Source organism: Curtobacterium sp. PhB190, assembly GCF_004365385.1.
Lineage (GTDB): Bacteria > Actinomycetota > Actinomycetes > Actinomycetales > Microbacteriaceae > Curtobacterium.
Window position 1 is genome coordinate 211,497 of record NZ_SODN01000001.1, and the last position, 13,003, is coordinate 224,499.

Genomic DNA, 13,003 nt, shown 5'->3' on the forward strand with positions numbered 1-13,003 from the left:
GCCCGTCCGGTGTCAGCGCAGCTGCCGGAGCTCGGCGATGTCGAGCCCGAGGTCGGCGATCCGGGCAAGCAGCCCGTGCAGCTGCGTCTGGTCGGACAGGTCGCCGACGAGCAGCGTCTCGCCGGGGCCGATCTGCACCAGCGAGAACTCCGGGAACGCGGCGACGAGGGTCTCCGACATCGCGTAGGGAAGACGGACCTCGTAGCGGCTCATCGTCGGCCTCCTGCTCGTCGTGGAGCCACGATCATCCCGCGCGGGGGCCGGTGCGGGGTTCCCCTGATCCGGGTGAGGTCTCCGTCGTGTCCGCAGCACGCCGGGGGTCCGGCCCGAGCGTGCCGGGTCCCCGGTCGGACTGCCTCAGAGCAGGCCGCGCCGACGAGCGGCCTGCACCGCCTCGGTGCGCCCCGCGGCGGACAGCTTGCCGTAGATGCTCCGCAGGTGGGTCTTGATCGTGTTCACGCTGAGGTGGTGCTTCGCCGCGATCTCGGCGACGGTCTGGTGCGCCGGAAGCTCGAGCAACAGCTCCTGCTCCTTGGGGGTCAGCGGGACCGTGGCCTCCGGACGTTCCAGCCCGACGCCGATCCGCTCGTGCTCCGCCAGCGCGAGGACGTGGTCGGCGTACGGTTCGAGCGCCCCGTACGACCCGTGGTGCCGGAACACCAGCTGCGCGCCCGCACCCCGGCAGGCGAGGAACTCGCGGGCGTACCCGAACTCCTCGCTCACGGCGAGCGCGCGGCGGATCCGCTCGGCCGCCTCGGCGGGCCGGCCGTGGGTGCACGCGTGCTCGGCGAGGGCGAGGTGGGCGTTCACGATGCTCGTGCCGGACCACGCCGCGTCGTCGCCGTCGACCGCCGCGGCCAGGTCGCGTTCGACGAGGTGGTCGGTCCGCCCGCCGGCCAGCAGCCGGAGCGTGTTCACCTCGAGGGAGTCGGTGCCGAGGACGTCGGCGACGATGCGGCGGACCTCGGCCGCTGCGGGTGCGCCGTGGAGCGTGCTCGACCAGGCGTGCAGGCGCGTCGCGGCCCCGGCGACCACCCGCGGGTGGTCACGGCCGTCGAAGCGGACGAGCGGCACGAGCCGGGCGAGGGCCTCCCGCGGGGCGGGCGAGGCGTCGATCGCCGCGACGAGGAGCAGTGCGCGCACCTGGAAGAGCAGCCCGAGCTCGCTGCCGGTCGGGTCGGCCTGGTCGATGCGGTGCAACGAGGTGAACGACACCGGTTCGCAGCGCAGGTAGGCGCGTGACGTCGCGAGCAGCAGTGCGCGGGCGGTCGCGCGGTTGTAGGGCGGTGCGGTGTCGAAGGGCAGTGCGCCCATCCGCGCCTCGTACTCGCAGGCCGTCCGCCAGTCGCCGGTGCGGACGGCGAGCGTCGCGGCGGTGTCGCAGGCGATGAGGAAGACCCACGAGAACCCGGCGTGCGCGGCGGCGGCCTGGATCGAGCGGAGCAGTTGGTCGGCGTCGCGGCGGCGGCCGGCGACGACGAGGCACCAGGCGACCGCAGCCCGGAGCAGCAGCGCGACGTCGAGCGACTCGACGGGCGTCTGCCGCAGGTACGCGCCGAGTTCCTGCAACCGCGCCGAGGCGTCGTCGGGGTCCTCGACGGTGAACGACCGGAGCGCCTCGACCACGGGCCGCCAGGCCCGTGCCTCGTCGGGTGTCGCGGCAGCGAGCTGCACGGCGGCCTGGGCGAACCGCTCCTCGGTGCCGATGCGGTCCGGGAACGACGGGGCGTCCATGCCGATGCGGATCGTGAGCGTGGCCAGTGAGTCCTGGCTCGGTGGGAGCGCTCGCAGAGCCGTCGCCACGATGGCGGCGCGGCCCTCCATGAGCAGGACACCGCCGGACCGCTCCAGCTGCCCGCGCACCGCCGACTGGTCGCGCGCGAGCAGTGCCTGTTCGAGCGCGAGGACGTGCAGGCCCCTGGACTCGTACCACCCGGCCGCCGCGACGTGGTTGCGGACCGCGCCGCACTCGTCGCGGCGACGGAACTCGGCGCGCATGAAGCCGGCGAGGATCGGGTGGAACCGGAAGCCGTCCTGGTCGGCACTCGTGGTCACGAGCACGTTCCGGGCGCTCAGCCGCTGCAGCACCGTGCCGACGTCGGCACGCCCGGTGAGCTCGACGGCGAGGGCGAGCGGGACCTCGGACCCGACGGCCGTCCGCATCAGGACGTCGCGGTGGTCGTCGTCGAGCGTGTCGAGGACCCGTGCCACCAGGTAGTCGGCGACCTGGTGCTGGTCGCCGCCGAAGTGGCGGACCGCTGCGCCGCGGTCGGACTGCTCGAGCAGGTACGGCATCGCCAGCGCGAGCCCCGCAGCCCACCCCGCCGTCCGGTGGGTGAGCGTTTCGGCATCCTGGATCGGCAGCACCAGGTCGAAGCGGAGCGCGAGGGCCAGCGTGTCCTCGACGCTGAACGCGAGGTCCTGCGTCGGGACGACGAGCCGCCCGCCTGCCGCCTGCGTGACGGCGGCGAACCCGCTCGGCTCGAAGCGTCCGGCGACGACGACGCGGGTTCGGGGACCGCACGCGCGCAGGAGTCGGATGAGCGGCGGGACACCGAGCCCGCCGAGCAGACGGTCGACGTCGTCGAGGAACAGCCACTGCTCGGTGTCGTCGTGCACGGTCTGCGGCGGGTCCTCCTGCAGCAGTGTGTCCGCGTCGAGCCACCGCACGACGACGTCGTCCGCCGAGAGGACTTCCGCCCACGCGGCGAGCGCGGTGGACTTGCCGGCACCACCCGGCGCCCACATGGTGAGCAGGCGTCGGTCGGAGCGGCGGAACCGTCGGAGGTGGTCGAGCAGCCGCGGTCGCTCCAACGCATCGGTGGGTGGGACCGTCGTGGTCGGGTCCGACCCGACCGGCGTCCCCGTGCCGGTGCGCTGTCCGCTGCTCCTGGTCTGTTGGAAGGTGTGCATGTGGAGGCCTTTCCCTGAAAAGGCTTGCGTTGCTCACGATAGGTGCGGCGGGCGGTTGAGGCGAGGGATCGTCGTGCGCGTTGAGGACATTCACCCCATCCGGGTGAGGGCGGCCGCCTCATCCGCTCCGGGTGAGGCGGCCCGCGGTCCCGACGCCCGAGGATCGGGTGCATGCTGACCCTGCTCGAGGCCGTGGACGTCGCGGGCGGTGCGTTCCTGATGGGTTCGGACCGCTACTACCCCGACGAGGGGCCGGTGCACGAACGCACGGTCGCCGCGTTCCGGATCGCCGCGCACCCCGTCACCAACGCCGAGTTCGCCGCCTTCGTGGCGGCGACCGGGTGGACGACCGAGGCCGAGCGCGCGCTCGACCCCGTGCAGTACCCCGACCTGGCGCCGGCCGACCGGGCTCCGGGGTCACTGGTGTTCGCGCCCACGACCGGACCGGTGGACCTCGGCGACTGGCGGGCCTGGTGGACCTGGTGTCCGGGTGCTGACTGGCGGCACCCGGCCGGGCCGACGTCGTCGGTGGACGGACGCGAGGAGCACCCGGTGGTCCAGGTCTCGCACGGCGATGCGTCGGCGTACGCGGCGTGGGTCGGTGGGCGACTGCCGAGCGAGGTCGAGTGGGAGTACGCGGCGCGCGCCGGCGGTGACCCGTCGTGGCCGTTCGCCTGGGGGAGGGAGGCGCACCCGGGCGGGCGGACGATGGCCAACACGTGGCACGGGGCGTTCCCGTACCGCAACACCGGAGCCCGCGGGTGGACGGGGACGTCGCCCGTGGGCTCGTTCCCCGCGAACGCGCTCGGTCTGGCGGACATGATCGGCAACGTGTGGGAGTGGACCGATTCGCGGTACACCGAGCGGCACGACCCGTCGACGACCCCGACGCCGCCGGCCGAGGCACGGGCGACCGAGTCGTCCGCGCACTGCGGCTGCGGCCCGACGGACACCCACCACGACGCCGCCCCGGCGACACCGTCGACCGTCACGCGGGTCCTCAAGGGCGGGTCGCACCTGTGTGCGCCCGAGTACTGCCTGCGGTACCGGCCGGCGGCTCGCTCGCCGCAGACCAGCGACTCCGCCGCCACCCACATCGGCTTCCGGGTGGTCTGGGACGGCTGATCCCGGCCTCAGCCCTGGTCGGGCCTCCCCGCCTGAGACGCCCGTGGCGCCCGTGCCGTCCGCGCGGCCATCGCGGCGTCGACCGTCGGCAGCACCCTGCCGTGGTCGACGAGGCCGCGGAACCACGCGGTCCGCGCCGCCGTCTCCGCAGCCGACCCGGGCAGGCCCACGAGCAGGAGCACGACGCCGCGTTGCGCGAGCTCGTGATCGAGGTCGGCGAGGCCGTCGAGGACGGTGACGGTCGCCTCGTGCATCCGCGACAGGTCGAGGACGACGGCGTCGGCCGCGTCCGCGTCGTCGGCGAGCCGGAGGACGGCGTTCTCGTACGCCAGCACGTTCGCGGTGTACACGGCGCCCTCGATCCGTGCGCTGATCGTCGTGCCGACGACGGGGCCCGGGGCCAGCCGGACGCGCTGCAGTTCGCGGAGGACCAGGAAGTACGTCCCGGCGACCCCGGCGACGACGGCTGCCAGTAGTCCGGCGGTCAGTCCGACCGCTGCGGTCACCACGGCGAGCCAGAAGTCGCGTCGGCTGATGCGGGCCAGCCGCCGGAGCGCGGGGACGTCGATGAGTCCGACGACGGCGGTGACGACGAGGGCGGCGAGGGTCGCCGTGGGCATCAGGGCCAGGACCGGTCCGAGGACGAGCGCGACCAGCACCGCGAGCGCGACGGTCACCAGGGTCGACACCTGGGTGCGTGCGCCGGCCCGTTGGTTGACCGCGCTCTGCGAGAACCCGCCGGCGGCGGGCAGTGTCTGGGTCAGGGAGCCGGCGAGGTTCGCCGCGGCGGCCGCGAGCAGCTCGCGGTCGCTGTCGATCGGCGGCTCGCTCGGCTGTCGGATCCCACGTGCCACCGCTGCGGACTCGAGGAACGCCATCATCGCGATGCCGAGGGCACCGGGGAGCATCGCCGGCACGAGGCTCAGGTCGGGCAGCACGGGCACCGGGAGACCGCTCGGGACGGGGTCGATCACCTCGACGCCGAGATCGGTCAGGTGCAGGACGGCCGAGGCCGCGATGCCACCGGCGACCACGACGAGCGGACCCGGCACCGCGGGCACGAACCGGCGCAGCAGCAGGAGCACGGCGACCGAGGCGACGGACAGCACGACCGTCGGGGCGTGCGCACGGGGGAGCGCCTCGACGACCGCCACCACGGAGCGGATGAACCCCGTGCCGGTCGGGTCGTCGGTGAGTCCGAGCAACTTCGGCAACTGCCCGACCGCGACGGTCGCGCCGACCCCGATCTGGACGCCGATCAGCGTCGACTTGTTGATGTTCTCGACGAGCGAGCCCAGGGTGAGCAGCCGGGCGACGACGAGGACGACGCCGACGAGCAGGGTGAGGGTCGACAGTGCGCGGAGCGCGTCGTTGGACGAGACCGCGACGCCCGCGGAGACGAACGTCGTGGCGCTGAGCGTCGCGATCGTCGACGTCGTGGACACGCTCATCGCGCGCGACCCGCCCAGCAGGGCGTAGACGGCCATCGGCGCCATGCACGTGTAGAGCCCGACCTGTGCCGGCAGCTCCGCGATGCTCGCGTAGGCCATGGCCTGGGGGACGACGACCGCGCCGGCGCTCAGGCCGGCGAGGACGTCGCGCCCGAGCCACCGGCGGTCGTAGCCCCGGAGGGTGGGGGCGAACCACGTCCGGCTGCGCGCCGGTGCCGCCCCCACCTGCCGGGTCGCCATCTCAGTCGCGCGACATCGCGGCGGCGAGGTGCGCCTCGAGGTCGACGTAGGCATCGTCGGCGATGTCGAACACGACCTTGTGGATCGTGCCGTCGTGGAACTCGAACCGCTCGCCCGCGTAGGCCTGCGTGACGGCGTCGCCGCTGTCGTAGCCGATGCAGAGTCCCTCGCCGCAGAGCGAGAAGTGCCCGAGCACGGTCCTGATCGGCGCCTCGGCGACCTGCTCGTCGTCGACGAAGAGCGCGAGCGGTCCGGTGGCCTCGCGGTACTCCCCGGTGCCCTCCTTCGTGAAGGAGACCCCGACGAGGTGCCGCCCGGAGGTGGGAGCCGGGGTGGAGACGACGTTCTCGGGCGGGATGCCGAGGAAGTTGTACACGTAGGACAGCTCCCCGTCCTTGACGTACAGGGCGTGGCCGCCGAACCGGGATCCGTGCGCGAACACGACGCCCTCGGTGTCCGGCGTGAAGTCGACGTCCGCGACGATCTTGTACGACACCCCGTGCACGTTGGCCGCGGAACGCTCCGGTACCTCGGTGGTGCCCGGGTAGTACGTGTACTGCCCGCTCGGCGGGACGGGGACCTTGAACTCCATCGTGATGAAGGTCTCGAAGTCCTCGGGGTTCCCCAGGATCAGCAGGTCGTTCAGGGGCAGCACGTTGTTGGCCTTCGCCTCCGCGAACCAGCGCGCCACGAGTTCCTCGACCTTGTCCGGGTGCTCCGCGGCGAGGTCGTGCGCCTCGGAGCGGTCGACGTCGGTGTGGAACAGCTGCCACCGGTCGCTGTCGAAACCGCTCGTCCCGGCTCCCGGTCCGTGCTCGGTCACCGCCTTCCAGCCCTCGTGCCAGATGCCGCGGTTGCCGAACATCTCGTAGTACTGCGTGTGCTTCGACGTCGGTTCGTCGGCTGCGTCGAAGGACGACCGCATCGAGACCCCGTCGAGTGGTCGCTGTTCCACGCCGGCGTACGTGTCCGGGAACGTCACGCCGCAGGCGTCGAGGATGGTCGGCACGATGTCGGTCGAGTGGTGGTACTGGTTCCGGACCTCGCCGCGGGAGGCGATGCCGGCCGGCCACGAGATCACCAGCGGGTCGCAGATCCCGCCCTGGTACACGTACCGCTTGAACATCCGGTACGGGGTCGAGAACGCCGCCGCCCATCCGGTCGGGTAGTGGTTGTAGGTGTCCGGGCTGCCGAGCTCGTCGACCATCGTCAGGTTCTGCGCGAGGTCGTCGGGGTAGCCGCCGAAGATCTTGCCCTCGTTGACCGAACCGTTCGGGCTGCCCTCGCCCGACGCGCCGTTGTCCGCGCAGTAGACGACGATGGTGTTGTCGAGCTGCCCGGACTCCTCGAGGTAGTCCACGATGCGGCCGACCTGCGCGTCGGTGTACTCGGAGAACCCGGCGTAGACCTCGGCCATCCGGCTGAACATCGCGCGTTCCTCGGCGTCGAGTTCGTCCCACGGACGCACGACGTCGGAGTCCGAGAACGTGCCGGGGGTCATCGGGTTGAGCTCCGTGAGTTCGGTGCCCTCCGGGAGGATGCCGCGTTCGATCATCCGGGGGAGCACCCACTCACGGTAGGCCTCGTAGCCGTCGTCGAACTGTCCCTTGTACTTGTCGATGTACTCCTGCGGGGCGTGGTGCGGCGCGTGGTTCGCGCCCGGGCAGAACCACAGGTACCAGGGCTTGTCCGGCTCGGTCTGCTTCGTGTCGCGGATCATCTTCAGCGCCTGGTCGGCGAGGTCCTTCGACAGGTGGTAGCCGTCCTCGGGCAGCGACGGCTGGTCGATGTAGTGGTTGTCCTCGGCGAGCGAGGGGTACCAGTTGTTCGTCTCACCGCCGATGAAGCCGTAGAACCGGTCGTAGCCCTGCGCGAGCGGCCAGTTCTTCTTGGAGGCGCCGGCCGTCCACTCGTCGATGGGGACGTTGTGGTTCTTGCCGACCCAGAACGTCGACCACCCGGCGTCACGGAGCACGTTCGCCATCGTCGCGTTCTCGGGCGGGATGTGCGAGCTGTAGCCGGGGAACCCGGTCGACGACTCCGAGATCGACGCGAACCCGTTCGCGTGGTGGTTCCGGCCGGTCAGGAACGTCGACCGCGTGGGGGAGCAGAGCGCCGTGGTGTGCCACTGCGAGTAGGTGAGGCCGTTCGCGGCGAGCCGCTCCATCGTGGGCATCTGGATCCGGCCGCCGTACGGTGACCACGCTGCCTGCCCGGTGTCGTCGTAGAGCACGACGAGGACGTTCGGGGATCCCGTCCGCGCCTTCGACGGGATGAACGCGTCCCAGTCGGCGACGGAGTCGCGCACGTCGAGTTCGACCTTGCCGGAGAACTGCTTGGCCATGGTCCGCTCCTGTTCGTTGGTCTGCGCGACGAGCCTCACCGCCCGGCGCGTCGACGTGCACGCCCGGAACGGGTGAGATCGCACGACCCCGCACGATCCCGCACGACCCCGCACGACCCGGCAGAACCGTCAGTCCACGGCGTCGACGAGCGCGGTCAGGAACCGCGGTCCGTCCGACGACACCGAGCAGGTCAGGCCGGCCCCGCCGAGCGCCACCGCGACCGCGCGCACCACCGACGACCGGGCGGCCTCGCGGTCGTCGTACGCGGACCAGAACCGGATGGTGATGTCCGCCCAGGCCGGCGTGATCGTGTGCAGGAAGACCTCGGGATCCGTCGACGACACCGAGGACACCGAGGACACCGAGGCCACCGCGTCCAGCAGCACCGGGCAGACCCGGTCGAGGTCCGGTGACCCGTGCAGCCGCGCCCGGACCTCGCTCCGGACCGACCCCGACTCGCTGGCGTTCCAGAGCGGGTTCTCGAGCAGCATGGTGTTCGGGATCCGGATCGTCCTGCCGTCCGAGGTGGCCAGCAGGACGGAACGCCCCGTCAACTCGACGATGCGGCCGGCCACGCCCTCGACCTCGATCGAGTCGCCGATCCGCACCGGTCGTCGGGCCTGGATGACCAGCCCCGCGCCGAAGTTCGCCGCGATCCCGCGCAGGGCGAGGAACGCGACCGCACTGATGATGATCACCGCGGCGAGCACCGGCTGCAACGGCGCTCCGAGCACGGTGAGGACGATGCCGATCGTGAGCAGGAGGATCGAGTAGCGCACGAGACGCGCCACGAGGTTCGTCCCGCTCGGTCCGAGCCCGCTCCACTTCGCCAGCGCCACGACGACGCCTCGCCGGGCCCACACGGACGCGAACCACCCGACGACCAGGACGACGACGGCGAGGACCACGTCCCAGGCGCCGAAGGACGAGTTCTGCACCAGACCGCTCACGAATTCCTGCATGTCGCCTCCCAGCCGCAGCACGGTAGGCGTGCACGGGCGCTGCCCGGATCGCACCGACCGGGTGAGATCGCCCGCCGTGCCGGCCGGCGGGCGATACCGCAAGGATCGCGCAACCAACAGTGCGTCCGTTGTCGAGCGGCCCTGCAGCGCCTACGTTTCGGCTGTGCGACCCCGCACCGTCCCCCGAGCCCAGGAGGCCGCATGGCCACGCCAGCCGTCCCCGTCCCCGTCCCCGTCCCCTCGACGTTCGCCCGACGCCTCCGCGAGGACGTCGCGCACGCCCGGGAACACGTCCTGCTCACGGCCCTGCTCGGCTCGCCGTTCCTGCCGCGGGTCGTGCGACGGCTCCTGCTGAACGCCGCGGGCGCGCACGCCGAGTCGGCCCCCGGCGTCGGCTTCTCGCTCACGGGCGACCCGCGCAACCTGTCGGTCGCGCGGGGCGTCTACTTCAACCGCGCGACGACCATCGAGGCCATCGCCCCCGTCAGCATCGGTGCGAACGCCGCGATCGGCATGCAGGTCCTCATCATGACGAGCCACCACGCGATCGACGCCGACGGCCGGTGGAGCGACACCGCGACCGGCCGTCCGGTCGTCATCGAGGACCGCGTGTGGATCGGCGGCCGTGCGACGATCCTGCCCGGCGCGCACATCGAGCACGACGTGGTCGTCGCGGCCGGCGCGGTCGTCACCGGGCGCCTGCTGGCGCACGGCGTCTACGCCGGCGTGCCGGCGAAGCGCATCCGTGACCTGGCCGGGGCAGACCCGGCCACGGACCGCAGAGCGACCGCCTGACGGCCTGGAGGCGCGGGGCGGCGCCGCCACGAGCCTCCAGGCCGCATCGCACGCCCAAGGCGCCGTGCCCTTCCGCGGGCACGTCGCGTCTGCGACGATGGGCGCGCAGCGGGCGACGACGCCCGCCCCGTCGTGAGGAGTCCACCATGTCCGTGCGTCTCAACCCGTACCTCGGCTTCCGCTCGGGGGCCCGCGAAGCCCTCGACTTCTACCACTCGGTGTTCCACGGCGAGCTCACGATCGGCACCTTCGGCGAAGCCGGCATGAGCCAGGACCCCGCCGATGCCGACAAGGTCATGCACGGGCAGCTCGAGGGCGAGAACGGCCTGCTGCTGATGGCCTCGGACGCGCCGACGGGCATGGAGACGCCGTCGGAGAGCACGATCTCGTTGTCGCTCAGCGGCGACGACCACGAGGCCCTGACCCGCTACTGGAACGGGCTCGCAGAGGGCGCGTCGATCATCGAACCGCTCACGACGGCTCCGTGGGGCGACACCTTCGGGATGCTCACCGACCGGTTCCGCGTCACGTGGCTCGTGAACATCACCGGCGCGGCGAGCTGAGGGGGACCGGGACCCCGCCGACGCTCGCCGCGATCGGCCACCGCGGCACCCAGCACCGGACCCGCGCGGCGTAGCGGCGGAAGTCGTCGCCGAAGCGGGCCTCGAGGTCGGCCTCCTCGAGCGGCCGGACCACGCAGTTCCACACGATCGACCCGGCGAGTGCGTAGACGACGACCATCCACGACCCGAGCAGCAGCCCGACGGCGACGCCCTGCGTGATGCCGGCGAGCGCCATCGGGTTGCGCACCGAGCGGAACGGGCCGGCGACGACCAACCGGTTCGCACTGGCGGACGGCAGCGGGGTCCCAGCGCCCTTGGTCGACATCGCCGCCGCCGACGCGATGCCGAGCGCGCTGGCGAGCGCGAGGACGACGAGCCCGACCACCAGCAGCGCGGTCACGACCGGTCCGGGCAGTGCGGGGTGCAGCCGCCAGCGGTGCTCGGCGACGGCGATGGCCACGGGGAACACCCCGAGGAACAGCCCCCAGAAGACGACGATCTGCACGGTCGTCGCGACCACGTGCCGTGACGTCGCGGCACCCGGGTCGGCCGTGCGGAACCGCAGTGGACCGGACGTCAACCACTCGGTCGGTACCCGGCCGAGCAGGACGAGGGCGAAGGCCAACACGGAACCGACGGTCGCCGCGGTCATGACGACGACGCCCCAGCCGGCCTCGCCGGTGCCGGTCGCCCAGACGGCGAGCCCGGCGAGGACGAGCGCGGTCCACACGGTCGCGACGGTCGCCGCGATCCGTCCGACCGTGCCCGCGGAGACCGCCGCGAGCGCCGAGGCCACGACGAAGAGCGGGACGTCGAGGGCCGCGACGACCACCGGGTCCAGCGAGCCGAGCGTGAGCGTCCGGACGGCGGGGACGATCGCGATGGTGATCCACCACACCGCGCCGCCGAGGGCCTGCAGTGCGAAGTACCGTCGGCCCCAGGACACGTCTGCACGCTAGCAGTGGGAGACTCACGCATGGGACACACTTGGACGTCCGACCGCGGGGGAACCGGCCCCGTCCTGCTCCTGCTGCACCCCGGCGGGACCGACTCGCGGGCGATGGAGCCGCTCGCTGACGCGCTGTCCGGCTACCGGGTCGTGCTCGCCGACCGCTCCGGGCACGGTCGGACCGCCGACGTCGAGGGCCCCTGGCACCTCGCGGACGCGGCGGCCGAGATGGCCGTGGTGATCGAGACGCTCGGTGTCGGTCCGGTCCACGTGTTCGGCTGGAGCGACGGCGCACTCGTCGGACTGCGCCTGGCGCTCTCCCGACCCGACCTGGTGCGGACGCTGGTGCACGGCGGTGCACCGTTCGACGTGACGGGGTGGCACCCGGGTGTGCTCGACGGCGTGCCACCGCAGTTCATGGCCGACGCGTACGCCGAGGTGTCGCCGGACGGAGCCGCGCACTGGGCGGAGGTCACCGAGAAGTCGCGGGCGCTGCACGAGACCGAGCCCGCGTTCGGGAACCACGAGCTCGCCGAGCTCGCGGTCCCCGTGCTGCTGCTGTACGGCGACGACGACGAGGTCCGGATCGACCACGTCACCGCCGCACTCCACGTGCTGCCCGACGCCGAGCTCGCCGTGGTCCCGCGGGCCACCCACGGCCTCATCGTCGAGAAGCCCGCACTCGTCGCAGCGCTCCTGCGCGACTTCCACGTGGCGGACAAGACGGACGGCGTCGCACCACGGCGGCGGGATCCGCAGGTCAGGGCGTGACCATGCCGCCGTTCACGTTGAGCGTCTCGCCGACGACGTAGCTCGACTCGTCCGACGCCAGGAACACGTAGGCCGGTGCGAGTTCGGCCGGCTGCCCGGCGCGGCCCATCGGCGACTCGCTGCTGCCGAACTCGGGCAGCGTCGACGGGTCGACGCCGCCGCTCGGCTGCAGGACCGTCCACGTCGGCCCGGGAGCGACGACGTTGACGCGGATGCCGCGCTCGACGAGCAGCTGCGACAGTCCCTTCGACAGGTTGTTGATCGCGCCCTTCGACGCCGCGTAGTCGAGCCGATCGGGTGCCGGCTTGTACGCCTCCATGGACGCCGTCGTGGTGATCGTCGCGCCGGGCTCCAGGTGCGGGAGCGCCGCCTTGACGAGGCGGAACAGCCCGAAGACGTTCACGTCGAAGGTCGCCTCGAACTGGTCGTCGGTGATGTCGAGCACGTCCGGCTGCCAGCGCTGCTTGCCGGCGACGCTCACCAGGGCGTCGAGTCCGCCGAGTCCGGCGACCGCCTGGTCGACGAGCTCGTGCGCGTACGCCTTGTCACGCAGGTCGCCGGGGATCGCCACGGCGGTGCGTCCGGCGGCACGGATCTGCTCGAGGACGTGGTCGGCGTCGGACTGCTCCTCCGGCAGGTAGGCGATCGCGACGTCGGCGCCCTCGCGGGCGAACGCGATCGCGACGGCGCCGCCGATGCCGGAGTCACCGCCGGTGATCAGGGCCTTGCGGCCGGCGAGCCGGCCGGTGCCCCGGTAGCTCGTCTCGCCCAGGTCGGGGACCGGGTCCATGGCGGACTGGAGGCCCGGCTCGTCCTGCGTCTGCGGCTCCGGCTGGACGTCGGGGTAGCGGGTGCGCGGGTCGCCGTGTTCGTACTGGTCGGTGGGCAT

11 protein-coding genes are annotated in these 13,003 nt (G+C 72.5%); 4 read left to right on the forward strand and 7 right to left on the reverse strand.

Translation table 11 applies throughout. From position 1 onward, the window contains the following. Nucleotides 1-12: 12 nt before the first annotated feature. Nucleotides 13-213 (reverse strand): hypothetical protein, encoded by a 201-nt coding sequence (locus EDF47_RS00970; protein ID WP_123292622.1) that lies wholly within the window; start codon nucleotides 211-213, stop codon nucleotides 13-15. A 144-nt stretch (nucleotides 214-357) separates the two neighbouring features. Then, entirely contained in the window at nucleotides 358-2,913 is a 2,556-nt protein-coding gene (locus tag EDF47_RS00975; protein ID WP_133936687.1) for a LuxR C-terminal-related transcriptional regulator, read from the reverse strand. Between the two features lie 171 nt (nucleotides 2,914-3,084). Between EDF47_RS00975 and EDF47_RS00980 the strand changes: the two genes are divergently transcribed. Further along, entirely contained in the window at nucleotides 3,085-4,038 is a 954-nt protein-coding gene (locus EDF47_RS00980; protein WP_131878845.1) for a formylglycine-generating enzyme family protein, read from the forward strand. Nucleotides 4,039-4,046: 8 nt separating this feature from the next. On the opposite strand, the gene EDF47_RS00985 is transcribed toward EDF47_RS00980, so the two are convergent. From EDF47_RS00985 to EDF47_RS00995, 3 genes are all read right to left on the reverse strand, one after another. After that, entirely contained in the window at nucleotides 4,047-5,729 is a 1,683-nt protein-coding gene (locus EDF47_RS00985) for a SulP family inorganic anion transporter (RefSeq protein ID WP_133936686.1), read from the reverse strand. 1 nt (nucleotide 5,730) lies between these two features. Then, nucleotides 5,731-8,073, reverse strand: coding sequence for an arylsulfatase (locus EDF47_RS00990; protein ID WP_133936685.1), 2,343 nt, complete (start codon nucleotides 8,071-8,073; stop codon nucleotides 5,731-5,733). A 129-nt stretch (nucleotides 8,074-8,202) separates the two neighbouring features. Beyond that, nucleotides 8,203-9,036 (reverse strand): mechanosensitive ion channel domain-containing protein, encoded by an 834-nt coding sequence (locus EDF47_RS00995; RefSeq protein WP_133936684.1) that lies wholly within the window; start codon nucleotides 9,034-9,036, stop codon nucleotides 8,203-8,205. Between the two features lie 201 nt (nucleotides 9,037-9,237). Here EDF47_RS00995 and EDF47_RS20110 point away from each other — a divergent pair, with 201 nt between their 5' ends. Beyond that, on the forward strand, nucleotides 9,238-9,831 hold the full coding sequence (locus tag EDF47_RS20110) for a DapH/DapD/GlmU-related protein (RefSeq protein ID WP_132100522.1): 594 nt from the start codon (nucleotides 9,238-9,240) through the stop codon (nucleotides 9,829-9,831). A gap of 146 nt (nucleotides 9,832-9,977) precedes the next feature. Beyond that, nucleotides 9,978-10,394 (forward strand): VOC family protein, encoded by a 417-nt coding sequence (locus EDF47_RS01005; protein WP_123672882.1) that lies wholly within the window; start codon nucleotides 9,978-9,980, stop codon nucleotides 10,392-10,394. Here the strand turns inward: EDF47_RS01005 and EDF47_RS01010 are convergent. Next, on the reverse strand, nucleotides 10,375-11,340 hold the full coding sequence (locus EDF47_RS01010; protein ID WP_166673167.1) for an isoprenylcysteine carboxylmethyltransferase family protein: 966 nt from the start codon (nucleotides 11,338-11,340) through the stop codon (nucleotides 10,375-10,377). The genes EDF47_RS01005 and EDF47_RS01010 overlap by 20 nt on opposite strands. A gap of 30 nt (nucleotides 11,341-11,370) precedes the next feature. Here EDF47_RS01010 and EDF47_RS01015 point away from each other — a divergent pair, with 30 nt between their 5' ends. Then, the gene (locus tag EDF47_RS01015; protein ID WP_133936683.1) at nucleotides 11,371-12,114 is read left to right on the forward strand and encodes an alpha/beta hydrolase; all 744 of its coding nucleotides are present in this window, start codon (nucleotides 11,371-11,373) and stop codon (nucleotides 12,112-12,114) included. Here EDF47_RS01015 and EDF47_RS01020 read toward each other — a convergent pair. Next, the gene (locus tag EDF47_RS01020; protein ID WP_133936682.1) at nucleotides 12,104-13,003 is read right to left on the reverse strand and encodes an SDR family oxidoreductase; all 900 of its coding nucleotides are present in this window, start codon (nucleotides 13,001-13,003) and stop codon (nucleotides 12,104-12,106) included. The two genes, EDF47_RS01015 and EDF47_RS01020, sit on opposite strands and share 11 nt — an antisense overlap.